21 protein-coding genes are annotated in these 23,191 nt (G+C 76.0%); 7 read left to right on the top strand and 14 right to left on the bottom strand.

Annotated elements, in window-relative coordinates; all coding sequences use genetic code 11:
* Positions 1 to 15: 15 nt before the first annotated feature.
* The 9 genes from IEW03_RS03250 to dacB form a co-directional block, all read right to left on the bottom strand.
* A complete protein-coding gene (locus IEW03_RS03250) occupies positions 16 to 501 on the bottom strand; it encodes a DUF3180 domain-containing protein (RefSeq protein ID WP_188522214.1) in 486 nt (161 codons plus the stop codon).
* 1 nt (position 502) lies between these two features.
* A complete protein-coding gene (gene folK, locus IEW03_RS03245; protein WP_229737347.1) occupies positions 503 to 2,425 on the bottom strand; it encodes a 2-amino-4-hydroxy-6-hydroxymethyldihydropteridine diphosphokinase in 1,923 nt (640 codons plus the stop codon).
* Complete coding sequence (gene folP / locus IEW03_RS03240; protein ID WP_371870588.1) at positions 2,422 to 3,426, bottom strand: dihydropteroate synthase; 1,005 nt, start codon at positions 3,424 to 3,426, stop codon at positions 2,422 to 2,424. The genes folK and folP overlap by 4 nt, the downstream gene beginning before the upstream one ends.
* 2 nt (positions 3,427 to 3,428) lie before the next feature.
* Positions 3,429 to 4,037 (bottom strand): GTP cyclohydrolase I FolE, encoded by a 609-nt coding sequence (gene folE / locus IEW03_RS03235; protein WP_188522213.1) that lies wholly within the window; start codon positions 4,035 to 4,037, stop codon positions 3,429 to 3,431.
* Positions 4,034 to 6,115: an ATP-dependent zinc metalloprotease FtsH gene (gene ftsH, locus IEW03_RS03230; protein ID WP_188522212.1), complete on the bottom strand. Its 2,082-nt coding sequence runs from the start codon at positions 6,113 to 6,115 to the stop codon at positions 4,034 to 4,036. The genes folE and ftsH overlap by 4 nt, the downstream gene beginning before the upstream one ends.
* Before the next feature lie 160 nt (positions 6,116 to 6,275).
* Positions 6,276 to 6,827, bottom strand: coding sequence for a hypoxanthine phosphoribosyltransferase (hpt, locus tag IEW03_RS03225; protein WP_188522211.1), 552 nt, complete (start codon positions 6,825 to 6,827; stop codon positions 6,276 to 6,278).
* A gap of 3 nt (positions 6,828 to 6,830) precedes the next feature.
* Entirely contained in the window at positions 6,831 to 8,012 is a 1,182-nt protein-coding gene (gene tilS, locus IEW03_RS03220; RefSeq protein ID WP_188522210.1) for a tRNA lysidine(34) synthetase TilS, read from the bottom strand.
* An 87-nt stretch (positions 8,013 to 8,099) separates the two neighbouring features.
* Positions 8,100 to 9,185: an Rv3626c family coenzyme F420 biosynthesis-associated protein gene (locus IEW03_RS03215; RefSeq protein WP_188522209.1), complete on the bottom strand. Its 1,086-nt coding sequence runs from the start codon at positions 9,183 to 9,185 to the stop codon at positions 8,100 to 8,102.
* Positions 9,186 to 9,240: 55 nt separating this feature from the next.
* Positions 9,241 to 10,647 carry a D-alanyl-D-alanine carboxypeptidase/D-alanyl-D-alanine endopeptidase gene (gene dacB / locus IEW03_RS03210; protein WP_188522208.1) on the bottom strand — a complete coding sequence of 469 codons (1,407 nt, stop codon included), beginning with the start codon at positions 10,645 to 10,647 and terminating at the stop codon, positions 9,241 to 9,243.
* Positions 10,648 to 10,863: 216 nt separating this feature from the next.
* On the opposite strand from dacB, the gene IEW03_RS03205 reads away from it, so the two are divergent.
* The 3 genes from IEW03_RS03205 to IEW03_RS03195 all read left to right on the top strand — a co-directional run bounded on the left by IEW03_RS03205 (position 10,864) and on the right by IEW03_RS03195 (position 13,214).
* Complete coding sequence (locus tag IEW03_RS03205; protein WP_188522207.1) at positions 10,864 to 11,364, top strand: inorganic diphosphatase; 501 nt, start codon at positions 10,864 to 10,866, stop codon at positions 11,362 to 11,364.
* Between the two features lie 126 nt (positions 11,365 to 11,490).
* Complete coding sequence (locus IEW03_RS03200) at positions 11,491 to 12,552, top strand: zinc-binding dehydrogenase (protein WP_188522206.1); 1,062 nt, start codon at positions 11,491 to 11,493, stop codon at positions 12,550 to 12,552.
* Positions 12,549 to 13,214 (top strand): GNAT family N-acetyltransferase, encoded by a 666-nt coding sequence (locus IEW03_RS03195; RefSeq protein WP_188522205.1) that lies wholly within the window; start codon positions 12,549 to 12,551, stop codon positions 13,212 to 13,214. The genes IEW03_RS03200 and IEW03_RS03195 overlap by 4 nt, the downstream gene beginning before the upstream one ends.
* Positions 13,215 to 13,242: 28 nt before the next feature.
* Here the strand turns inward: IEW03_RS03195 and IEW03_RS03190 are convergent, their stop codons facing one another.
* From IEW03_RS03190 to IEW03_RS03175, 4 genes are all read right to left on the bottom strand, one after another.
* Positions 13,243 to 13,905: a response regulator gene (locus IEW03_RS03190; RefSeq protein ID WP_188522204.1), complete on the bottom strand. Its 663-nt coding sequence runs from the start codon at positions 13,903 to 13,905 to the stop codon at positions 13,243 to 13,245.
* Complete coding sequence (locus IEW03_RS03185; protein WP_188522203.1) at positions 13,902 to 15,119, bottom strand: sensor histidine kinase; 1,218 nt, start codon at positions 15,117 to 15,119, stop codon at positions 13,902 to 13,904. Before IEW03_RS03185 ends, IEW03_RS03190 begins: the two co-directional genes overlap by 4 nt.
* The gene (locus tag IEW03_RS03180) at positions 15,116 to 16,018 is read right to left on the bottom strand and encodes a hypothetical protein (protein WP_188522202.1); all 903 of its coding nucleotides are present in this window, start codon (positions 16,016 to 16,018) and stop codon (positions 15,116 to 15,118) included. Before IEW03_RS03180 ends, IEW03_RS03185 begins: the two co-directional genes overlap by 4 nt.
* A gap of 84 nt (positions 16,019 to 16,102) precedes the next feature.
* Entirely contained in the window at positions 16,103 to 17,551 is a 1,449-nt protein-coding gene (locus tag IEW03_RS03175; protein ID WP_188522201.1) for a C40 family peptidase, read from the bottom strand.
* 377 nt (positions 17,552 to 17,928) lie between these two features.
* On the opposite strand from IEW03_RS03175, the gene IEW03_RS03170 reads away from it, so the two are divergent.
* The 4 genes from IEW03_RS03170 (at position 17,929) to IEW03_RS03155 (ending at position 22,184) form a co-directional block, all read left to right on the top strand.
* Positions 17,929 to 19,323: a bifunctional o-acetylhomoserine/o-acetylserine sulfhydrylase gene (locus IEW03_RS03170; RefSeq protein WP_188522200.1), complete on the top strand. Its 1,395-nt coding sequence runs from the start codon at positions 17,929 to 17,931 to the stop codon at positions 19,321 to 19,323.
* Positions 19,320 to 20,555 carry a homoserine O-acetyltransferase MetX gene (metX, locus tag IEW03_RS03165; RefSeq protein ID WP_188522199.1) on the top strand — a complete coding sequence of 412 codons (1,236 nt, stop codon included), beginning with the start codon at positions 19,320 to 19,322 and terminating at the stop codon, positions 20,553 to 20,555. Before IEW03_RS03170 ends, metX begins: the two co-directional genes overlap by 4 nt.
* A gap of 118 nt (positions 20,556 to 20,673) precedes the next feature.
* A complete protein-coding gene (locus IEW03_RS03160; RefSeq protein WP_188522198.1) occupies positions 20,674 to 21,108 on the top strand; it encodes a VOC family protein in 435 nt (144 codons plus the stop codon).
* 116 nt (positions 21,109 to 21,224) lie between these two features.
* The gene (locus tag IEW03_RS03155; protein WP_188522197.1) at positions 21,225 to 22,184 is read left to right on the top strand and encodes a zinc-binding dehydrogenase; all 960 of its coding nucleotides are present in this window, start codon (positions 21,225 to 21,227) and stop codon (positions 22,182 to 22,184) included.
* Positions 22,185 to 22,188: 4 nt separating this feature from the next.
* Here the strand turns inward: IEW03_RS03155 and IEW03_RS03150 are convergent, their stop codons facing one another.
* Complete coding sequence (locus IEW03_RS03150; protein WP_188522196.1) at positions 22,189 to 23,181, bottom strand: helix-turn-helix transcriptional regulator; 993 nt, start codon at positions 23,179 to 23,181, stop codon at positions 22,189 to 22,191.
* Positions 23,182 to 23,191: the final 10 nt, after the last annotated feature.

Here is a 23,191-nt window from a genome sequence, read left to right as displayed (position 1 = left end):
GCCGGGCGGGGCACGTCACGACGGGAGCGGGTCGACGCTCTCCTCGCGGTCCCCGTCGTCGTCGTCCGACGGCGGCAGCTCGCAGAACTTCTCCACGACGAGCCCCACGACGGCCAGCACGACCGCGCACACGGCACCGATGCCGGCGGCCACGGCCTGCTCGCGCCGGGACTCGATCTCGAGCTGGCCGAGCACCACGAGCACCGTCGCGAGGTAGCGGCCCGTCAGCAGCGCCCCCGTGAGTGCTCCCGCCTTGGCCAGCACGAAGGTGCGCGCCGCGCGCAACGGGTCGAGGTCCGGGCGGTCGCCCCGCTGGTAGGCGCGCACCGCCCAGCCCGCCCAGAAGATCCCCGCGGCGAGCGCGAGCATGGCGGCGTCCTCGACCCACGCGACCGCGGGCAGGTAGATGCCGCGCGTCTCGAGCAGCCGCAGCACGACGGCGCCGACGACGGCCACCACGCCCGCGACCAGCGCGAGGGTCCCCACGGAGGTGCGGCGCATGTCAGCGGTCGCGACCCTCGTCGCGCTCCTCGTCGCGCACCTGCCCGGCGTCGCCCGCCCCGAACGGCGGGAACGGGTCGGCCTGCGCCGGCTCGCCGCCGTACGGCGGGAACACGTCCGCCTCCGGGGGCGCCGGAGGCACGGGGGCGTGCGGGCTCAGGTCGGCCGGGACGCCCGACACCAGCCCGTCGTCACCCTGCCGGGGCCGCTCGACGGGTGCGGGCGGGGCCGGGACGTCGTGGATCGGCCCGGCCGGAGCCGGCTCGGGCGGAGCCTGGCCGGCGCTGACCGGCGGGAACACCGGCTCCGGGCGATCCGGGTGCTCCGGCGCGTGCGGGGCGGGCGACCGCTGCGGCAGCGCGTCGTGCGTCGGCGGGAACGGCGGCTCCGCGTCCGCCACGGGCGGGAACGGGTGCCCCGGCTCCGCCGGCGGGGTGTACGGCGGCTCCGCCGCCCGCGGCGTGTACGGCGGCTCCGCCGGTGCGGGGGCCAGGCCGGGTCCGGGCTGCGCCAGCGGCGTCTCGCCCGACGGCGCGTAGGGCCGGGGCGCGTACGGCTCCGGCTCGGGCGCGTACTGCTCCGGGACGTAGGCCTGCGGCACGTACGCCTCCGGGGCCTGCTGCTCCGGGGCGTACGCCTCCGGCGCCTGCGGCTGCGCCGGCGGCGGCTGGTGGGGCGCCTGCGGCTGGGGCGCCTGCGGCTGGGCGGGAGCCTGCGGCTCGTGCGCCTGCTCGTGCACCTGGGCCGGCGCCGGGTCGGCCTGCGGCACGGGCGCGGACGGCGCCGGGGCGTCGCCCGTCGCGACCTGCCCGGTGCTCTGGGTGGGCCCCGTCAGCCAGTCGAGCGCGAGCCAGCGGATGCCCGCGCGGTCGGGCGCCGTGACGGCGAGCTGGCCGACGACGCCGCCACCGAGGCCGCCGAGCACGGCGTCCGGGGCGACCTCCGCCCACGGCACGAGGACGAACGCCCGCTCGCGGGCGCGCGGGTGCGGCAGCTCGAGGTCGGGCTCGGTCGACGTCAGGGTGCCGTACTGGACGATGTCCACGTCCAGGGTCCGGGGGCCCCAGCGCTCGTCACGGACGCGGCCGTGCTGGTCCTCGACGTCCTGGAGGGCCCGCAGCAGGTCGCGCGGGGCGAGCGTGGTGCGCACGATCAGCACCGCGTTGAGGAAGTCCGGCTGCTCCGGGCCGCCGACGGCGGCGGTGCGCGCGAGCGGCGAGACGTCGGTGACCTGGACGCCCGGGACACGGTCGATGTCGGTGACCGCCTCGCGGAGCGTCACCTGGGCGTCACCGAGGTTGGCACCGAGGGCGAGCACCGCCTCGACGGGCTGCTCGGGCGCCGCGTCGAGCGGGTCGACGGCCGGGACGGGCGGCGCGGCCGGGACGGGCACCGGGACCGGCTCGGCCGCCACCACGGCGGCCGGGGCGCCCGCGGGCTCCGCCGACGACGCGAACGGCTCCGCGACGGGCTCGACGACCGGCTCCGCGACGGGCTCGACGACAGGCTCGACGACGGGGGCGTGCGACCGGTCCCGGCGCACGACCACCGACACGTCGTCGAACGGCACCTCGATCGGGGCCTGCGGCTTGTGCACGCGCACGTCGACGGCCTGCACGGCAGGCCGCGCGAGGACGGCGGCGGCGATCCGCTCCGCGACGGTCTCCACGAGGTCCGCCGGCGACCCGGCGAGGACGTCGTGCACGTCCTGGGCGACGTCGGCGTAGCTCACGGTGGCGGCGAGGTCGTCGGACGACGCCGCCGAGCGGGTGTCCAGGTGCATGACGACGTCGGCGCGGAACTCCTGGCCGTCCGTCCGCTCGTGCGGCAGGACGCCGTGGTGGCCCGTCGCGGTGACGCCGTCGAGGCGGATCTGGTCGAGCGGCTGTCCCTGAGGGCCGGGTACGGCTGCGGCGAAAGTCACGAGGTGCCCTCTCCTTCGGCGGCGGCCCCGCCTGTGCTGGTGCTGGTCGTGGTGCGTGCTGTCGTGCCGGTGCCGGGCGGACCGGCGTCGGGCACCCGCAGATCTTCCCCGCCGACCCCCGCCGACGTCCAGGCGTCCGCGACTCGGACGGCGTCGGCGCTGGCCCGGGCGGCGTGGACGCGGACGGCCCACGCCCCCGAGGCGGCGGCGAGGGCCGAGACCGCGGCCGTCGCCTCGTCGCGCGCCAGCGGCGGCGCGGGTGCGTCGTCGCGCAGGCCGTGCGACCCGGACAGCAGGTGGCCGAGGAACCGCTTGCGCGACGCGCCCACGAGCACGGGCCGCCCGAGGGCGTGCAGGGCGTCGAGGTGCGCGAGCAGCGGCCAGTTGAGCGTGCCGGCCTTGGAGAACCCGAGGCCCGGGTCGAGGACCACCTGCCGCGGGTCGACGCCCGCGGCGGTCAGCGCGTCCAGCCGCGCGGCGAGCTCGCCCGCGACCTCGGCCACGACGTCGTCGTACACCTCGAGGTCATCCATGACGTCGGCGTGCCCCCGCCAGTGCATCGCCACGTACGCGACGCCGGTCTCGGCCACGACGTGCGCCATGCGCGGGTCGGCGAGGCCGCCCGAGACGTCGTTGACGAGCCGGGCGCCGGCGGCGACGGCCCGCTCCGCGACGGCCGACCGGGTCGTGTCGACCGACACGACGGCGCCGTGCGCGGCGAGCCGCTCGATCACCGGGACCACGCGGCGCAGCTCCTCGTCCTCGCTGACGCGCGCGGACCCGGGACGGGTCGACTCGCCGCCGACGTCGAGCAGGTCCGCGCCGTCCGCCAGCAGGTCGAGCCCGTGCTGGACGCCGGCGTCGGGCTCGAACCACTCGCCCCCGTCCGAGAACGAGTCGGGGGTGATGTTGACGACCCCCATGACGAGGCACCGCCCGACGGCGGTCAGCTCCGGCAGCCCGGCGACCTCCCCGTCGCGCGGGTGCCCCGTCGCCGGCACGGTCAACGCCCCGTGATGAGGCTCATCGCCTCGGCACGCGTCGCGGGGTTCTGCAGCCCGCCCCGCACGGCCGACGTGACGGTGCGGGACCCGGGCTTGCGCACGCCGCGCATGGACATGCACAGGTGCTCGCACTCGACCACGACGAGCACGCCGCGGGGCTCGAGGATGCGCACCAGCGCGTCCGCGATCTGCGTCGTGAGGCGCTCCTGGACCTGCGGGCGGCGGGCGTAGACGTCCACCAGGCGCGCGATCTTGGACAGCCCGGTGATGCGCCCGTCGGTGCTCGGGATGTAGCCCACGTGCGCGACGCCGTGGAACGGCACCAGGTGGTGCTCGCAGGTGGAGTACACCTCGATGTCGCGCACCAGCACCATCTCCTCGTGGCCGAGGTCGAAGGTGGTGGTCAGGACGTCCTCGGGCTCCTGGCGCAGGCCCGCGAAGATCTCCTTGTACGCGCGCGCCACGCGGGCGGGCGTTTCCTTGAGGCCCTCGCGGTCGGGGTCCTCCCCGACCGCGAGCAGCAGCTCGCGCACGGCGGCCTCGGCGCGCGCCTCGTCGTACGGGGGCACGTCGGCGGCGCGCCGGACGCCGAACGACGCCTCGGTCACCGCGCCCCTCCGGCAGGGCCGTCGGCGTCGGGGCCCAGGCCCGGTCCGAAGTCGGGGCCGGACTGCGAGGAGTCCTCGCCCACGACGGCGGCCTCGTCCTGCGGCACGACGGCCGACTGCCCGTTGCCGTCCGACGCGGCGGACTTCTCGGCGTCCGTGAGGATCGGCCCGCGGGTGTGCACCGTGCGCTGCTCGCTGGAGAGCCACACGTCGCGCGGGTCGCGCTTGACCACGGGCGCGAAGATCTCCGCCAGCTCGGCCTGGTTCAGCGTCTCGGACTCCAGGAGGCGCAGGACGAGGTCGTCGAGCACGTCGCGGTACTGCGTCAGCACCTCCCAGGCCTCGTCGTGCGCGGCCTCGACGAGCATGCGGACCTCGTGGTCGATCGCGCCGGCCACGGCCTCCGAGTAGTCGCGCTGGTGGCCCATGTCGCGGCCCATGAAGGGCTCGCCCGACCCGGTGCCGTACTTGATCGCGCCGACCTTCTCGCTCATGCCGTACTCGGTGACCATCTTGCGGGCGATCGCCGTCGCCTTCTCGATGTCGTTGCTGGCGCCCGTGGTCGGGTCGTGGAAGACGATCTCCTCGGCGACCCGGCCGCCCATCGCGTACGCGAGCTGGTCGAGCAGCTCGTTGCGCGTCGTGGAGTACTTGTCCTCCAGCGGCATGACCATCGTGTAGCCCAGCGCCCGGCCGCGCGGCAGGATCGTCACCTTGGTGACGGGGTCCGTGTAGCGCATCGCCGCCGCTACCAGGGCGTGCCCGCCCTCGTGGTACGCGGTGATCTTCTGCTCCTTGACCTTCATCACCCGGGTGCGCTTCTGCGGGCCCGCGATGACGCGGTCGATCGCCTCGTCCAGGGCGCGGTCGTCGATGAGCTGGGCACCGCTGCGGGCCGTGAGCAGCGCGGCCTCGTTGAGGACGTTCGCCAGGTCGGCGCCGGTGAAGCCCGGCGTGCGGCGCGCGACGACGGCCAGGTCGACCGTCTCGACCATCGGCTTGCCCTGGGCGTGCACCTTGAGGATGTGCTCGCGGCCCTTGAGGTCCGGGGCCTCGACCGAGACCTGACGGTCGAAGCGGCCCGGGCGCAGCAGGGCGGGGTCGAGGATGTCGGGGCGGTTGGTCGCCGCGATGAGGATGACGTTCGTCTTGACGTCGAAGCCGTCCATCTCGACGAGCATCTGGTTCAGCGTCTGCTCGCGCTCGTCGTGGCCGCCGCCCATGCCGGCGCCGCGGTGGCGGCCGACGGCGTCGATCTCGTCGATGAAGATGATCGCGGGGGCGTTGTTCTTGGCCTGCTCGAACAGGTCGCGCACGCGGGAGGCACCGACGCCGACGAACATCTCGACGAAGTCCGAGCCGGAGATCGAGTAGAACGGCACGCCCGCCTCGCCCGCGACGGCGCGCGCGAGCAGGGTCTTGCCCGTGCCGGGCGGGCCGTACAGCAGCACGCCCTTGGGGATCTTGGCGCCCACGGCCTGGAACTTGGCGGGCTCGGAGAGGAACTCCTTGATCTCGTGGAGCTCCTCGACGGCCTCGTCCACACCCGCGACGTCCGCGAACGTCACCTGCGGCATGTCCTTGGTGATCATCTTGGCCTTCGACTTGCCGAAGCCCATGACCCCGTTCTTCCCGCCGCCCTGCATCCGGGACAGGATGAACCAGAACACCACGCCGATGATGAGGAACGGGATGATGAAGGACAGCATCGAGCCCCAGAAGCTCGGCTGCGGCACCTCGGAGTCGAAGCCGTCCGCGAGGTCGGCACCGTTGACCGCGGACACGACCTCGTCACCCTGCGGGGCGACGTAGAAGAACTCGACCTTGGTGCCGTGGTCCTGCTCGTCGTCCGAGCCGGCGTCGGTGACGTACTTCTCGCTCAGCTCGAGCTCGACGCGCTGCTCCCCGTCCACCAGGAGCGCGTGCTCGACCGTGTCACCCGAGAGCAGCTCGATGCCCTGCGAGGTCTCGATCCGCGAGACCCGTTCCGTGTTGAACGCGCTGAAGGCCAGCGAGACGAGCAGGAGCCCGACCACGATCCAGATGATCGGGCCAGTGAGGATCTTCTTGATGTTCATCGGCGACGGGGGCGGCTCCCCGTTTCCCTTCCGTCCGGGCAATGTGTGTCCACGACGCTACACGCTGGATGTGGACGAACGGTGGGTGTTCGCCCACGGCGCGACGCGGGCCGTGGGGCGACGACGCAGGCGGTGAGGCCGGCGGCCCCGGCGTGCGACGTCAGCTGTAGACGTGCGGGGCGAGGGTCCCGACGAACGGCAGGTTCCGGTACTTCTCGTCGTAGTCGAGGCCGTAGCCCACGACGAACTCGTTGGGGATGTCGAACCCGACGTAGCGCACGTCGACGTCCACCTTCGCGGCGTCCGGCTTGCGCAGCATCGCCGCGATCTCGACCGACGCCGGGCCGCGGGACCGCAGGTTCGCCACGAGCCAGGAGAGCGTGAGCCCCGAGTCGATGATGTCCTCGACGATCACGACGTTGCGGCCGGACAGGTCGGCGTCCAGGTCCTTGAGGATGCGCACGACGCCCGAGGACTTGGTCCCCGAGCCGTACGAGGACACGGCCATCCAGTCCATCTGCACGGGGTGGTGCAGGCGCCGCGCGAGGTCGGCCATCACCATGACCGCCCCCTTGAGCACACCGACCAGCAGCAGGTCCTTGCCCGCGTAGTCCGCGTCGATCCGGGCGGCGATCTCGTCGAGCTTGGCGCCGATCTGCTCCTCGGTGAGCAGGACGTTGGCGAGGTCGCCGGAGACGTCCGACTGATCCACGGGTTACTCCTCTTCGGGGCGGGGCTGGGGGACGTGCTGGTGCGACGGCGTCGAGGGGACCGCCGAGGTGGCCCGGCCCGGTCGGGGGCCGGCCGGTCGCAGGAAAAGACTGCCACACGCACGCCGGGCGCGAGCATCGCCCGGCAGGTGGACCGCGTCCTGCCCACGCCACGAGACGACGAGGGCGTCGAGCGCGTCGACGTGGCGCGCCGTCGTGGACCCGGGCGGGCAGCCGACGGCGAGCGCCGCGGCTCGCAGCGCGCGGCGCCGCAGCGCGGGGGCGGCCCCGGCCAGCGCCTCGGCGTCGAGCACGAGCCCGGCGCCGGCGGCCCCGCCGCCGCCCGGCCCGGTGCCGTCCGGCTCGCCGGCCGGCACCGTCGAGACCTCGGCGAGCAGGTCGGCGGCCAGGTCGTCGAGCAGGTCGGCGTCGTCACGCAGCTGGTCGGCGGTGCGGGCGAGCGCCTCCACCACGCCGGGCCCGAGGGCGGCCGTCAGCGCGGGCACGACGACGCCCCGCACGCGCGTCCGGGCCGGGGCCGGGGCTCCGTCGGGCGGCAGCAGGTTGGTGGGGTCGGTCCAGTACTCGAGGCCGACCGCGGCGCACACCGCCTCGGTCTGCGACCGGCGCAGCCCGAGGAACGGGCGGCGGTGCACGCCCCGGCGGCGCGGCATCCCGGCGAGCGAGCGGGCGCCGCTCCCCCGGGCCAGCCCCAGCAGCACGGACTCCGCCTGGTCGTCGAGCGTGTGCCCGAGCAGCACGGCAGCGGCGCCCGTCTCCCGCGCGGCGGCCTCGAGGGCGTCGTACCGCGCCGCGCGCGCCGCGGCCTCGGGCCCTCCGGCCGCCGCGTCGTCCGGGACGTGCACCCGCCGCACGACGACGGGGTCGAGGCCGAGCTCGCGGCACCGCGCGGCGGCCCGGTCCGCGACGTCGGCCGATCCCGCCAGCAGGCCGTGGTCCACCACGACGGCGCCGGCCCGCACGGCGAACCCCCGCGACCGCACCGACCGGCCCACACGGCCGGCCTCCAGCGCGGTGGCCGCGGCCAGCGCGAGGCTGTCCGCGCCGCCGGAGCACGCGACCAGCACCGTGCCGGACGGCCCGAGCGAGCCCGTGGCGACCAGGTCGGCGAGCTCGGCGCGCACGGCCGAGCGCGCCGCCGCGAGCGCCGGGTCAACCCTCGTCACCGTGCCGCCTCTGTCCCTGACGGCCGAGCCTGCGGTCCCGCTGCAGGCGAGCGCCTCGTTCCTCGTCCCTTCTGCTGCATCTCCGGCTCATCCGTGCACCCGGCGCACCCAGGCGCGCGGGTCCGCGATCTCGCGGGCGGACGGCAGGTGCGCCGACTCGCTCCAGACGGCGTTGAGGCCGTCGCGGCCCACCTGCTGCTCGACGGCCCGCACGAAGGCGGCGCCGTCGCGGTACTGCGCGAGCTTGGCGTCCATGCCGAGCACCCGGCGCAGCACGACGTCGAGGGCGGGCGCGCCCTCGCCGTCACGACGCTTCTCGAAGCGGGCGCGGATGGTGCGCACGGTGCGCACCACGCGCGGCCCGACGGCGTCCATCATCACGTCGGCGTGCCCCTCGAGCAGGGCCATCACGGCGGTGATCTCCTCCAGCTCGCGCCGCTCGGCGGGCCCGAGGACGCCGTCGAGCGGCGTCACGAGCTCGCCGCGCGCGGCACGCAGCACCGTGCGCCCGACGACGGCCAGCTTCTGCCGCAGGGGCGCCCGCGCCATGCGCAGCGAGCTCTCCGTGACCCCGCTCAGGAGTCCCCCGACGCGCCCCACGAGGTGGTCGGCGAGCCAGGGCGCGGCGGCGAACTGCAGGGCGTGGGTCTGCTCGTGCAGGCACACCCACAGGCGGAAGTCCCGCGGGCGCAGGTTCAGGGCGCGCTCCACCTGGAGCACGTTCGGCGCCACCAGGAGGAGCCGGCCACGGTCGGCGCCGTACGGGTCGAACTGGCCGAGCACGCGGCCCGAGAGCAGCGCCAGCAGGCCGCCCGCCTCGGCGGCGCCCGCCAACCGCGCGCCCGCCGACGTCGCCGGCACCTGCGACCCCAGCGTCGCCATCACGGGGTCGGTCATGGCGCGCATCGACTGGGCGTTCGCGCGGGTCCAGCCGGCGCGGTCCACGACGTGCACGTCGCCGAGCCCGCCGTCGGCGAGCCGGGCCGCCGGGGCCATGCGGGTCACGTCGAGCACGTGCCCGACGGCGTCGCCCGCGGCGGTCCGCAGCCCGGCCACGAGCTCGTCGAGCTCGGCGCGGGGCGCGGTGGTGCCGGGTCGGGCGAGACGGCCGGCGATCTGTGCCGCCGCCGTCCAGTCGAGCAGGGGCTCCGCGGCGGGAGCGGTGGAGGTCACGGGTCCACCGTATCCAGCGACCCCCGTGGGCCCGCCGGGTGGGACGGGCGGAGGGTCACGGCGAGCAGCCGCACGCGGCGAGCGCGCCGGCGAAGTCGTCGAACACGTCGGTCGCGCGCCACGTGTCGTCGATCCGGTCGGCCAGGACGACGAACACGAGCTGCCGGTCGTCCGCCGTGACGACCGTGCCCGCGAGCCCTCGCACGTCGGGCAGGCTGCCGGTCTTGGCGGTCACGTACCCGCGGCCCGGGTTGCTCTTCGGGAAGCGGTCGCCCAGGGTGCCGGACAGGCCCCCGACGGGCAGCCCCCGGGCCACGTCGCGCAGCGCCGGGTGCTCGGGGTCCAGCACCAGCTGCACGACGTCCGCCAGCTGGCGCGGCGTCATCAGCGAGCCCCTGCCGAGACCGGACAGGTCGGCCAGCCGCACGCCGTCGAGGTCGACGCCGAGGTCCGTGACCTGGGCGGTCACGGCCTCGCGTGCCCCGTCCAGGGAGCCCGGGAGCCCGGCGTCGAGCGCCACGACGCGCCCCACCACCTCGGTGATCGTGTTGTCGGAGTGCTCCAGCAGGTACGTCACGAGGTCGCGCAGCGGCGCGGACTCGACGCGCGCGACCTCGTGGGCGGACGACGGCGCGGCCGCACGCCCGACGTCGCCGCGCACGGTCACGCCCCGCTTCTCGAGCGCGGCGGCGAACTGGCCCGCGGCGCGCAGCGCGGGATCGGCGTAGCGCGGCGCGTACTCGCCGTCGGAGCGCCGGGCGACGTCGACCGCCAGGGCGGACACCGGGGCGATGTAGCCCTTGATCCAGGCCTTCGGGATGGCCGGCGCGATCGCCGGACCGGTGAACAGCGTGTCGTCGACGCTCAGCGTGACCGTCGCGCGACCGTCGTCGGCGACCTGGTCCGCGACCTGCTCGGCGAGGTCGGCGAGCCCGGCGCGCCCGTTCACGGCGTCGGGGTCGCCCGCCCCCGCGGCGAGCATCATGTCGCCGCCGCCGACCAGCACCAGGTGGTCGTCGCCGTCGAGGACGACCGTGGTGGGCAGCGTGGCGTCGCCTCCCGGGCCGGACATCGCCGCGACGGCCGTGAGCACCTTCTGCGTGGAGGCGGGCACCATCGGCCGGTCCGGGGCGGCGCCGCCGAGCGCGTCGCCGGTGGTGCCGTCGGTCACGAGCACCCCGACACGCTTGCCGAGCCGGCCCGAGTCCGTGACGTCGGTCACGAGCCTGCCGACCGCCTGACGGGTGGGCACGGGGGCGTCGTCCGGCAGGTCGGGCAGCGGACGCTCCGCCATCGTGCCGGTGGTGGCCCCCGGGGCCGACGGGAACGGCGCGGGCGGTGCGGGGGCGGGAGCGGTGGTGAGCATGCCGGGGACGACGTCGTAGGCGTCGGCCACCAGGTATCCCCCGAAGACCACGACCACGGTCGTCACGGTGGCGCCGAAGCTCGCCCGCCACCCCATGAGGCCCTCCCCGTGTCCGTGAGCATCGTCACAGACGGACTGCCGTGGCGCGCTCCACGCGTATCTTCCCACGTCCGCACGGCCGCCGGAGCCAGGCCTGCCGACCGGGCCGGCGGACTGCTCCATGGCACACTTTGTCAGGGCGTCCGCACCGAGCATGCCCGCACACCAGAGCATGCCCGAGCATGTCCGAGCCGTCCCGAGCATGGAGGAACAGTGGAGTTCGACGTCACGATCGAGATCCCGAAGGGCCAGCGCAACAAGTACGAGGTCGACCATGAGACCGGTCGCATCCGCCTCGACCGCATGCTCTTCACCTCGACGCGCTACCCGGACGACTACGGCTTCATCGAGGGCACCCTCGGCGAGGACGGCGACCCCCTGGACGCGCTCGTGCTGCTCGAGGAGCCGACGTTCCCCGGCTGCCTGATCAAGTGCCGCGCCCTCGGCATGTTCCGCATGCGCGACGAGGCCGGCGGCGACGACAAGGTCCTCTGCGTGCCCCTGGGCGACCAGCGCGCCGCATGGCGCCAGGACATCGACGACGTCTCCGACTTCCACCGCCTGGAGATCCAGCACTTCTTCGAGGTGTACAAGGACCTCGAGCCCGGCAAGTCCGTCGAGGGCGCCCACTGGGTCGGCCGCGACGACGCCGAGGCCGAGATCGAGCGCTCCTTCCAGCGCGCCAAGGACACCGGCTACTACGACGGCCACTGAGCCGCCCACGCCGACACCGACGACCAGGTCGGTAGTTCGGGGTGAGGTCGGCGGTCCGGACCGCCGACCTCACCCCGAACTACCGACCTGACCTCTTTCGGCCGTCGCCCGCATAGGGTGAGGCCCATGCTTGCCGCCGTCATCCACGACACCCGTGACGTCCGCGCCGAAGAGCGCCCGGACCCGACGATCCTCACCCCGGGGGACGCCGTCGTGCGCGTCGTCGCCTCCTGCGTGTGCGGCTCCGACCTGTGGCCGTACCGCGGCGTGACGCCCGTGAAGCGGCCCCGGCCGATCGGGCACGAGCTCGTGGGCGTCGTGGAGGAGCTGGGCTCCGACGTGACGTCCGCCCGGGTGGGCGACTTCGTGATCCTGCCGTTCACGATGAGCTGCGGCGTCTGCCAGTCGTGCCGCGCCGGGTTCCCGGCGGCGTGCGACCTCGTGACCGGCTTCGGCGGCACCGACCGCGACGGTCACCCGGTCGACGGCGCGCAGGGCGAGCGCGTGCGGATCCCGCTCGCGCAGCACTCCCTGGTCCCCGTCGGGCGCACGGAGGCCGAGATCGAGGCCGCCGGCCTGGTGCCGCACCTGCTCACCCTCGCGGACGTGATGTCCACCGGCTACCACGCCGCGTCCTCGGCCCGGGTCTCGGCGGGCGACACGGTCGTCGTGGTCGGCGACGGCGCGGTCGGGCTCTCGGGCGTGATCGCGGCCCGCCTGCTCGGCGCCGAGCGCGTGGTCGCGATGAGCCGCCACGACGACCGGGCGGCGCTGGCCCGCGAGTTCGGCGCCACCGACGTCGTCGCCGAGCGTGGCGAGGAAGGGCTCGCGGCCCTGCGCGACCTGCTCGACGGCGACCTGGCCGACGCCGCGCTGGAGTGTGTCGGCACCAAGCAGTCGATGGACACCGCGCTCGACGTCGTGCGCGGCGGCGGGCGCGTCGGCTTCGTCGGCGTCCCCCACGGCGGGCCCGAGCTGAGCGTGCGCCGCCTGTTCGACCGCAACCTCACCGTCGGCGGCGGGATGGCGTCCGCCCGCCACTACATGGAGACGCTGCTGCCGGAGGTCCTGTCCGGCGCGATCGTCCCGGGCAAGGTCTTCGACCTCGAGCTGCCGCTCGCCGACGTCGCCGAGGGCTACGCCGCGATGGACGAGCGCCGCGCCACCAAGGTGCTGATCCGTCCATGACCACCACGGAGCGCGGCGTCCGTCGCTATCAGGAGACCGACCGCCAGGAGCTCCTGGAGCTCTTCGCCCGCGCCGGCGACGGCTCCCCCACCGGCGACCTGTGGGGGCACGTCCCCTCCGAGGCCGCGATCTACCTGACGCCCTACCTCGACCACGAGCCGGGGTCGGTCTTCGTCGCCGTGGCCGACGGCGCCCTGGTCGGCTACCTCGCGGGCTCGCTCGGCGGCGGTGCGGTGCCGAGCGAGGAGGACCGCATGGTCCGCGCGATCTCGCGGCACCTCGTGTTCCTCCGGCCGCGCGCGATGCCGTTCTTCGCCCGCAGCATCGTCGACGGCGTGCGCGCCAAGCGGGCCGGCGACGCCTCCGCCGGGGAGCTCGACGACCCGCGGTGGCCGGCCCACCTGCACGTCAACGTGGCGCCCGAGGCACGCGGTACCGGGCTCGCCCAGGGCCTCATGGCCGCGTTCCAGGAGCACGTGCGCGCGGCCGGCGTGCCCGGCGCCTACCTGCAGACGCTGGTCGAGAACGAGCGCGCCGCGCGGTTCTTCGCCCGCGCCGGCTTCGTGCCGCACGGGGGCACGCCGGCGGTCCCCGGCCTGCGCGTCGACGGCGGGCGCGCGCACCAGCTGACGATGGTCTGGCCGGCGCCGGACGGCGCCTGACCGACGGCGGCCGGCAGGCGCCGGGTCGTCACTCCGCGAGGCCGTGCCGGAAGGCCCAGACCACCACCTGGACGCGGTCGCGCACGCCCAGCTTGGCGAGGACCCGTCCCACGTAGGTCTTGACGGTGGCCTCCGAGACGAAGATCCGGGCGCCGATCTCCGCGTTGGACAGCCCCTCGGCGAGCAGCCCCACGACGCGCCGCTCCTGCTCCGACAGCACGGCCACGGCGGCGGTGCGGGCGGCGACGTCGGGCAGGCGGGGCACCGCGTGCGCGAGCAGGCGACGGGTCGCCGACGGCGCGACGACGGCGTCGCCCCGGTGCGCGACGCGTACCCCGGCGAGCAGGTCGTGCGTCGGGGCGTCCTTGAGCAGGAACCCGCTCGCACCGGCCCGCAGCGCGGCGAACAGGTACTCGTCGAGGTCGAAGGTCGTGAGCATCACGACACGGCACGGGGGCACCGATCCGTCGGCCGCACCCGTGACGAGCCGCCGGGTCGCCTCGATCCCGTCGAGCACCGGCATCCGGACGTCCATGAGGACGACGTCCGCGCGGTGCCGACGCTGCGCCTCGACCGCGGCCCCGCCGTCGGCGGCCTCCGCCACGACGACCATGTCCTCGGCCGCGTCGACCACGGCCACGGCCCCCGCCCGCACGAGGTCCTGGTCGTCGGCCACCAGCACCCGGATCACGGCCGGGCCCCCGCGGCGCCGGGCGGCACGGGGACCGTCGCCACGACGGTCCAGCCGACGCCCTGCCGCACCTCGAGCGTCCCCCCGACGGCCTCGAGCCGCTCGCGCATGCCGCGCAGGCCCAGGCCCGCCGGACGCGCGGCCGGGCCGCGCCGCCGGGGTCCGGCTGCCCCACCGTCGTCCGCCACCACGACCTCCAGCCCCTCGCCGCCCCACGTGAGCGTCACCCGCGCCGCCGCGCCGGGCCCGGCGTGCCGGGCGGTGTTGGTGAGCGCCTCCTGCACCGCACGGTAGACGGCGAGCCGGGCGACCGGGCCGAGGGCTCGCGGCTCGCCCGTGACGTCGAGGATCACGGTGCGCCCGGTCGCGCGGACCTCCTCGACGAGCGCCGGCAGGTCGGCCGTGCCGGGCGCCGGGCGGCCCGCGTCGTCCGACCCGTCGCCCACCGTCCCGGGCTCGTCCGCGACGTCCGGGCGCAGCACGTGCAGGAGCCCGCGCAGCTCGCCGGACGCGGAACGTCCCGCCTCCTCGACGGCGGCGAGGGCCTCCTGCGCCCGGGCCGGCGCCGCGCGCCCGAGCCGCGCCTGGGCGACGACGACGGCCAGCGAGTGCGCGACGACGTCGTGCATCTCCCGCGCGATGCGCGCACGCTCCGCGAGCGCCGCCCGGTCGGCCCGCGCGACCTGCTCGGCCACGGCCGCGTCGTGCCGCGCCTCGGCGTCGCGCCGGGCCGACTCCTGCGCCCGCCGCAGCAGGCCCGCCGTCCACGACGCCGCCAGCAGCGCCAGGAGCAGCAGCGCCAGGAGCCAGGGCGCCGGCCCGAACCCGGAGGCGCGCGCGGCGGGGTCCGTCGCGTAGCGCAGCACGGTGGCGGCGACACCGACGGCCCCGGTCACCGCCGGGAGCCAGGGGCGCGCCGACCAGGCCACGCAGGCGTAGACCGACAGCCACACCACGAGGGCCGACGGCAGCAGCAGGAACAGGCCCGTCGTGACGAGCTGTCCCGCCAGCGCGCCGAGCACCACGGCGTGCGACACCACCGGCGAGCGACGGCGCCACGCGAACGCCGCGTGGACCGCGACCGCGAGCGCGACCACCGTCGCCGCCGCACCCGGGGGCATCGACCGGGACGCGACCACCACGGTGGGGGGAAGCAGCACGAGCGCGGCCGCGGCCGCGAGGATGACGTCGCCCCGGGCGGGCCACGCGGTCATGCGGCTCCCCGCAGCACCCGGTCGCCGACCGCGCGGTTCGGGGCCCCGGGACGGCGGTCGTCGTGCGCCTGCAGCGTCGCCGCCAGCAGCGCGACCCCGACGACGAGCCAGCTGCCGTACGTCATCGCGACGAGGCCGATGACGGCTCCGGCGTCGAGGTCCACGGGCCCGTCGCTCACGCCGAGCAGCTGGGAGAGGGTGCCGAACACCATGAGCGCGCCCATCGTCAGCGCCGCGGTCGAGCCGAGCCAGCCGGCCGCGAGCAGCGCGGGCCGCAGGCGCCCCTCGACGACCGGCCCGGTCAGCCCGAGCACGACGAGCGCTCCCGTCGCGAACAGCACCAGCTCCATCCAGGGCACTCCCCCCGTGTGGGGCTCGGGGCGGCCGAACGTCCCGCCGAGCCACCAGTAGACCTTCAGCGACGGGTACGGGACGCACATCGCCAGGGCAAGGTACCGCGGCCGGTGACGTCCGCCCCTCGCCGCCGGCCGCAGCCTCCGTCCGACGCCCCAGGTGTACAGGACGGTCGTCACGGCCGCGAGGGCGGACAACGTCCGCACGACCATCCCCGGCACGTCGACCTCGGCGAAGTCCCCCGCCGGGATGCCGGTGACGGCGAAGAAGGCACGGAACCCCTCGAGCGCGAGGCCGCCCGACCCCCAGAACAGGAGCACGACGGCCGCCCACCCCACCGGCACCGTCACGCGCGGGAGGCGGGTGCCGAGCCCGACCGCGACCAGACCGGCGACGGCCGCGACCGGCGCGACCCACACGGGCGCGAAGACCTCCGCGTAGCCCGTCGGCGGGGCGCCCCGCAGCTGCAGCGCTCCCGCGGCGAGCGCCGCGAGGCAGGAGAGTACGGCGAGGACAGCGGGGACAGGTGAGGGTCGCGTGGTCATGACCGCCACGGTGCCCGCGGGCGGGACGGCCCCGCGTCGCCCGCAGGTCGCGACCTGTCGCGACCCGGGTCGACGCGTCCTCGGTCAGGGGCGGCCCGCCGACGGCATCGCGTCGTCCCAGCGGACCGGGGTCTCGCGGACCGCGATCCCCGGCCGCGGCGCCTCGACCATCATCCCGTTGCCGGAGTAGATCGCCACGTGCCGGATGCTCGACGGGTCGGAGGTGTCGTTGGCGTAGAAGATGAGGTCGCCCGGCCGCAGCTGGTCGTAGGAGACCTTGCCGACGCTGAGGTACTGGGAGCGTGACGTCCGGGTGATCCACACCCCGGCGGCGTTCCACGCGCCCGAGGTGAGCCCGGAGCAGTCGTAGCCCGGGTTGCCGGTGCCGCCCCACTGGTAGGCGATGCCGATCTTGGAGCGCGCCCACGCCACGGCCTCACGGCCCTGCGCCGCCGCGCCCTGCTCGACGCCGCTGACCGGCGGGGGCTCGGGCCGCGGGTCGGGCCTCGGCTCGCGGGTGGGCTCGGGGTCGGGCGCCGGTGCCGGGTCGGGCTCGGCGGCGGGTCGCTCGCGCGCCTCGTCGCGGGGTTCGCGCGGGGCGTCGGCGGGCGCGGTCGCGCGGTCGTCGGCGGTCGCGCGGTCGTCGGCGGGCTCGCCTGCGTCGGCCGCAGGCCCGCCGGACGCGTCCCCGGGCGTCGGCTGCGCGACGACGGCCTCGCGTGCCGCGCGCTCCCGCGCCCGCTCCGCCTGCTCCTGCCGGGCCTGCTCGCGCTCCCGCTCGAGCTCGACGCTGGTGCTGCGCAACTGGGCGAGGCGGGCGTAGAGCCGGTCGCGCTCGTCCTCTGCCGCCGCGGTCCGGGCAGTGAGGGTGGCCGCCGCGTCCTGCGCGGCCTCGAACGCCGTCCGGGCCTGCTCCTTCGCCTCGGCGAGCTCGGTGCGGGCGGCGTCCCAGCGGGCGTCCGCGTTCTCCGCCGTCGCGCGCACGTCGGCCTGGGCCGTGACCGCCCGAGCGTTCTTGCGGTCGACGGCGCGCTGGGCGGCACCGCCGGCGACCACGCCGTCGACGTCGTGGGCTCCGGCGACCACGGCCAGCGGGCTGGGGTCGCCGGCGCGCGCCGTCGTCCGGTACGCGTCGGCGAGCGCCGACCGGGCCTCGGCCTGCGCCTGGCGCGCCCGGTCGGCGCGGGCGGCCGCGTCGTCGGCGGCCTCGCGCGCCACCCGCACGCCCTCGCGGGCCTCCGCGTAGTCCTCGGCGGCCGTCTGCACGACGACCTCCGCCTGCGCGAGCTCGCCGCGGATGGCGTCGAGCCGGTGCTGCGCCCCCGCGACGTCCAGGTGGGCGGCGTCGACGGCGGCGTGCGCGGCGGCCACGTCGTCGTCGCTGGGCGGGTCGGCGGAGGCCGCAGGTGCGGCCGCGGTCGGCAGGACCCCGAGGAGCGCGGCCGCGACGACGGCGGTCGCGCGCACGGGTGTCGTCGTCCGGCGTCCCGTGCTCGCAGGTGCGGGACGCGGGGCGTGTCGCGTGCGGACCATGCTCTGCTCCTCCCCCTGGGCAGCACGTCCTGGCAACCCCGCCCAGGCTCGCCCACCGGGTGCACGAGCGCCACCGGAGAATCACGACACACGGTCCGGAGCAAGGCGACACGCCGTCCAAATCCTGGTCTCGAATAATGGACCAGCCCTGTCGCCCGCCGGCGACCCGGGCTACCGTCGAGCGCATGACCCGCCGAATGTGCCGCTGACCACCGCGCACGTTCGCCTGCCTGCGGCCGGCTCACCGAACCGGCATCGGCGCAGCATCCTGCCCCGTGCGCACCTCGACCGTCGCGGTCCCCAGCGTGCAGGCCTGGGCACCGCGGCCCCGCCCGACCGTTGCCGAACCAGCGCCGCCGAACCAGCCAGGAGCAGACATGAGCACCGACGCCACCCCCGCCGCCACGTGGTCCTTCGAGACGCGCCAGATCCACGCCGGCACCGTGCCCGACCCCGTGACCGGGGCCCGCGCCCTGCCGATCTACCAGACGACCTCGTTCGAGTTCCCATCCGCCGACGTCGCCGCCGACCGGTTCGCGCTCAAGGACCTCGGCCCCATCTACACCCGCATCGGCAACCCGACCCAGGAGGCCGTCGAGAACCGCGTCGCCGACCTCGAGGGCGGCGTCGGCGCCCTGCTGGTCGCCTCCGGCCAGGCCGCCGAGACGATCGCCATCCTCACGCTGGCCCAGGCCGGCGACCACATCGTCGCCAGCCCCAGCCTGTACGGCGGTACGTACAACCTGCTGCACCACACGCTGCCGCGGCTCGGCATCACCACGACCTTCGTCGACGACCCGCACGACCTCGACGCCTGGCGCGCCGCCGCCCGCCCGAACACCAAGGCCTTCTTCGGCGAGACGATCCCCAACCCGCGCGCCGACGTGCTCGACATCGCCGGGGTCGCCGGCGTCGCCCACGAGGTCGGGGTGCCGCTGATCGTCGACAACACCGTCGCGACGCCCTACCTCGTGCGTCCCATCGAGCACGGCGCCGACATCGTCGTGCACTCGGCCACCAAGTACCTGGGCGGGCACGGCACGTCGATCGGCGGCGTCATCGTCGACGGCGGCACCTTCGACTACGCCGCCGACCCCGACCGCTTCACCGACTTCAACCAGCCCGACCCCAGCTACCACGGCCTCGTCTACGCGCGCGACCTCGGCGTCGGCTCGGCGCTGGGCGCCAACCTGGCGTTCGTCCTCAAGGCTCGCGTCCAGCTGCTGCGCGACCTCGGCCCCGCCATCTCGCCGTTCAACGTGTTCCTGCTCGCGCAGGGCCTCGAGACGCTGTCCCTGCGGCTGGAGCGGCACGTGGCCAACGCCCAGCGCGTCGCCGAGTGGCTCGAGGCGCGCGTCGACGTGGGCGTCGTGCACTACGCCGGCCTGGAGTCCTCGCCCTGGTACGCCAACGCCCAGCGGTACTCCCCCGCGGGCGCGGGCGCCGTCCTCGCCTTCGAGCTGGTGACGGACGACGACGAGCAGGCGAACGCCGCCGGGCGCGCGTTCGTCTCGGCGCTGCAGCTGCACTCCCACGTGGCGAACATCGGCGACGTGCGGTCCCTCGTCATCCACCCCGCCTCGACGACGCACTCCCAGCTCACGCCCGCCGAGCAGGCCTTCTCCGGCGTGACGCCGGGCCTGGTGCGGCTCGCCGTCGGGCTCGAGCACGTCGACGACATCCTCGCGGACCTCGAGCTCGGCTTCGCCGCGGCGGCCGCCGCCACCGGCGCGGGCAGGCGGGCCGGCGCGGACGGCGAGGCCGCGGCGTGACCGTGGCGGGCGACCGCCGGTACGCGACGCCCGGGCCGACGGCGCGGGACCGGGCACGGGCCGCCGCGCCCGTGCCCGGCTCGGGCGCGTGGCGCGACGGCGACCCGGTGGCCGCCCGCCGCTTCGCCGACGTCGGCGCGGTCGAGCTCGAGTCCGGCGGTGTGCTGCCCGACGTGCGGGTGGCGTACGAGACCTGGGGCGAGCTGGCCCCCGACGGGTCGAACGCCGTCCTCGTGCTGCACGCCCTCACCGGCGACGCCCACCTGGCCGGCCCGGCGGGCCCCGGTCAGCACAGCGCCGGCTGGTGGGAGCAGATGGTCGGGCCGGGCGCACCCCTCGACACCGACCGGTACTTCGTCGTCGCCCCCAACGTGCTGGGCGGCTGCCAGGGCACCACCGGGCCCGCGTCGACCGCCCCCGACGGCCGGCCCTGGGGCGGCCGCTTCCCCCGCATCACGACGCGCGACCAGGTGGCCGCGGAGATCGAGCTGACCCGCCAGCTGGGGATCGACGGCTGGGAGCTCGTCATCGGCGCCTCGATGGGCGGCCTCCGCGTCCTCGAGTGGGCCCTCATGGGCCCCGAGGCCGGCATCGAGGTGCGGGGCGTGGCCCCGATCGCGACGACCGCGCAGACCTCGGGCGACCAGATCGCCTGGGCCCACCCCCAGCTCGGTGCGATCCGCGCCGACCCGCGCTGGCGCGGCGGCGACTACTACGACGCCCCCGACGGCGACGGGCCGCACGCGGGCCTCGCCGTCGCCCGGCAGATCGCCCACACGACGTACCGCACGGCCGTGGAGCTCGACGAGCGGTTCGGGCGTCTCCCGCAGGGCGGCGAGGACCCGATGACGGGCGGGCGGTACGCCGTCCAGTCGTACCTCGACCACCACGGCGACAAGCTCGCCCGGCGCTTCGACGCCAACTCCTACCTGGTGCTCACCGAGTCGATGCTCAGCCACGACCTGGGCCGCGACCGCGGCGGCGTCGAGGCGGCGCTGGCGCAGATCACCGCCCGGACGCTCGCGGTCGCGGTGGACTCGGACCGGTTGTACCCGCCCGAGCAGGCGCGGCGCATCGCGGCCGGGGTGCCGGGCGCGGAGCCGCTGCGGCTCGTGCGGTCCGACTTCGGGCACGACGGGTTCCTCATCGAGTTCGACCAGCTCGGGCCGATCGTGGCGAGCTTCCTCGCCGGGGCGCACGCCCGGAGCCCGGAGCCCGGCTCCGGCAGCTGACGCCGCAGCGCCCGAGGCCGTTCGCGCGGCGGGTGTCGGACGCCGTGCCTAGCGTGGTTCCGGGCCGCCGCAGCGGCGGCCGTCCACCGTGCGCCACCGTCGTCCAGGAGGATCCCCCATGGTCCGGCTCAACCCGTATCTCAGCTTCAAGAACCAGGCCCGCGAGGCGCTCGAGTTCTACCGGTCCGTCCTCGGCGGCGAGCTGGACCTCAGCCTGTTCGGCGACATGCCCGAGGAGGCCGGGATGCCCGTCGCCCCCGAGGACCGCGAGCTGGTCATGCACGGCCAGCTCGACACCCCCGCCGGGCTCACCCTCATGGCCTCGGACACCGGCTCGATGATGCCGTACGTCGCGCCGACCAGCGGCGTCGTCGTGGCCCTGACCGGCGGCCCCGCCGACCACGACTACGTCGCCGGCGCGTACGCGCAGCTGGCCGAGGGCGGCTCCGACGCGATGCCGTTCGACCTCGCGCCGTGGGGCGACTACTACGGTCAGGTCACCGACCGGTTCGGCATCACCTGGATGTTCGACGTCGGCACGCAGGAGGGCTGAGGGAGAGGCGCTCGCCCGAAGCGGAGCCACAGGCTCGGCCGACGACCGGCCCCTGCACGCAGGAGAGCCGACCAGCCGTCGCCCGGCCGGCGGGTGCTGTGGGTAGGTTGGGCGGCATGCTCGCTGCCACCGTCGCCCGGTTCTCGCCCGACTCCCCGCTCGACGGCCTGGAGGTGGGCCAGCGGCCGGAACCCGAGGAGAGGGAGCACTGGAGCACGGTCGACGTGCAGGCCGCGACGTTGAACCACCACGACCTGTGGTCGCTGCGCGGCGTCGGTCTGCGGGCCGAGCAGCTGCCGATGGTCCTCGGCACGGACGCCGCCGGCGTCGCGCCCGACGGCTCGCGGGTGCTCGTGCACGGGGTGATCGGCGCGGACGGGCACGGCGTCGGCCCGCGCGAACGGCGCACCCTGCTGTCGGAGAAGTACCCGGGCACGCTGGCCGAGCGGGTCGCGGTCCCGACGGCCAACCTGGTCCCCCTCCCCGACGAGCTGTCGTTCGCCGAGGCGGCCTGCCTGCCCACGGCCTGGCTCACCGCCTACCGGATGCTGTTCGGCGCGGGCGGCCTGACCCCGGGCGACCGGGTGCTCGTGCAGGGCGCGGGCGGCGGCGTCGCGACCGCGGCGATCGCGCTGGGCGCGGCCGCGGGCCTCGAGGTCGTCGCCACGTCGCGCTCGGCGGCCAAGCGGGCGCGGGCGCTCGAGCTGGGCGCCGCGCACGCCGTCGAGCCGGGCGAGCGGCTGCCCGCGCGGGTGGACGCCGTCGTCGAGTCGGTCGGCCAGGCCACGTGGGCGCACTCCGTGCGGTCGGTGCGGCCCGGCGGCACGATCGTCGTGTGCGGGGCGACGTCCGGCGACGCCCCGCCCGCCGAGCTGACCCGCGTCTTCTTCAACGAGATCCGCGTGCAGGGCGTGACGATGGGATCGCGCGACGACCTGGCCGCCCTGGTGCGGTTCTGCGCCCGCACGGGCCTACGGCCCGTGATCGACTCCGAGGTGCCGCTCGCGCGCGTCGCCGACGGGTTGGCACGCCTCGAGGCGGGCGAGCAGACGGGCAAGATCGTCGTCCTGCCCTGACCGGTCAGTCAGCCGCCGCGGCGTCGCTGCGGGCCGCCAGCGTCCGCAGCGCGGCGCGCAGCTCGGGCGGGCCCACGACGTCGAACGGCACGTCGAACATGGCCAGCTGCGCGGCGAGCCCGACCCACGACCACGACGCAAGCACCATCCGGCACCGCGGGCCGTCGTCGGCGTCCTCGAGCGCCTCGACGACGCCCCACCGCCCCACCCACGGCGCGAGCTGGTCGGCCCGCGCGTGCAGGACGGCCTCGCCACGCACCGCCGTCGGGCTCACGGCCTCGAACCCCTCGAGGACGTAGCGCGCGACGTCGCCGCCCGGCACCGTGCGCCGGCGGAAGCGCGGGCCGCTGCCCGTGCGGAGCGTGAGCCGGTCGATGCGGAAACGTCGCCAGTCGTCGCGGTCCAGGTCGAAGGCGACGAGGTACCAGCGCCCCTCGGCCGTCACGAGGTGGTGCGGCTCCACGCGGCGCGGCGGCCGGAACGCGTCGGGGCCGGTGCCGACCACCGGTGTGGACCCGCGCGCGTAGTCGAACCGCACCACCTCGGCGGCGCGGATCGCCGTGCCGAGCGCGAGGAGCGTGTCGTGGTCGACCTCCGGCCTGGCCGGCGCCTCGGGGTCGCGGGCGGCGGTGATCTCCAGGGCGTCGATGCGCGCCCGCAGCCGCGCCGGCATCACCTGGCGGACCGTGGCGAGCGCGCGCAGCGCGGCGTCCTGCGTGCCGGCGGTGGTCGACGTCTGGAGGGCGACCGCGACGGCCACGGCCTGCTCGTCGTCGAGGAGCAGGGGCGGCAGCTCGGCCCCCGCGACGAGCCGGTAGCCGCCGTCCGGGCCGCGCGTGGCCTGCACCGGGTACCCGAGCTCGCGCAGCCGGTCGACGTCGCGGCGCACGGTCCGCGGGCTGACGCCGAGCCGGTCGGCCAGGAGCGTGCCCGGCCAGTCCCGGCGCGCCTGCAGCAGCGACAGCAGGGAGAGCAGCCGGCCCGACGTCTCGATCATGACCTCAGGT

It is taken from the genome of Isoptericola cucumis, assembly GCF_014635665.1.
GTDB classification, from domain to species: Bacteria; Actinomycetota; Actinomycetes; order Actinomycetales; family Cellulomonadaceae; genus Isoptericola; species Isoptericola cucumis.
Note: the sequence above shows the minus strand (reverse complement) of the source record. Positions and strands in the feature narration are given on the sequence as shown.

What these genes read in the sequence shown, in the direction of transcription:
- IEW03_RS03250 (WP_188522214.1), bottom strand. Translation starts at nt 501, where the DNA reads ATGCGCCGCACCTCCGTGGGGACCCTCGCGCTGGTCGCGGGCGTGGTG.
- ftsH (WP_188522212.1), bottom strand. Translation starts at nt 6,115, where the DNA reads ATGAACATCAAGAAGATCCTCACTGGCCCGATCATCTGGATCGTGGTC.
- dacB (WP_188522208.1), bottom strand. Translation starts at nt 10,647, where the DNA reads ATGGGGTGGCGGGCGAGCTTCGGCGCCACCGTGACGACCGTGGTCGTG.
- IEW03_RS03200 (WP_188522206.1), top strand. Translation starts at nt 11,491, where the DNA reads ATGCTTGCCGCCGTCATCCACGACACCCGTGACGTCCGCGCCGAAGAG.
- IEW03_RS03195 (WP_188522205.1), top strand. Translation starts at nt 12,549, where the DNA reads ATGACCACCACGGAGCGCGGCGTCCGTCGCTATCAGGAGACCGACCGC.
- IEW03_RS03185 (WP_188522203.1), bottom strand. Translation starts at nt 15,119, where the DNA reads ATGACCGCGTGGCCCGCCCGGGGCGACGTCATCCTCGCGGCCGCGGCC.
- IEW03_RS03180 (WP_188522202.1), bottom strand. Translation starts at nt 16,018, where the DNA reads ATGACCACGCGACCCTCACCTGTCCCCGCTGTCCTCGCCGTACTCTCC.
- IEW03_RS03175 (WP_188522201.1), bottom strand. Translation starts at nt 17,551, where the DNA reads ATGGTCCGCACGCGACACGCCCCGCGTCCCGCACCTGCGAGCACGGGA.
- IEW03_RS03170 (WP_188522200.1), top strand. Translation starts at nt 17,929, where the DNA reads ATGAGCACCGACGCCACCCCCGCCGCCACGTGGTCCTTCGAGACGCGC.
- IEW03_RS03160 (WP_188522198.1), top strand. Translation starts at nt 20,674, where the DNA reads ATGGTCCGGCTCAACCCGTATCTCAGCTTCAAGAACCAGGCCCGCGAG.
- IEW03_RS03155 (WP_188522197.1), top strand. Translation starts at nt 21,225, where the DNA reads ATGCTCGCTGCCACCGTCGCCCGGTTCTCGCCCGACTCCCCGCTCGAC.
- IEW03_RS03150 (WP_188522196.1), bottom strand. Translation starts at nt 23,181, where the DNA reads ATGATCGAGACGTCGGGCCGGCTGCTCTCCCTGCTGTCGCTGCTGCAG.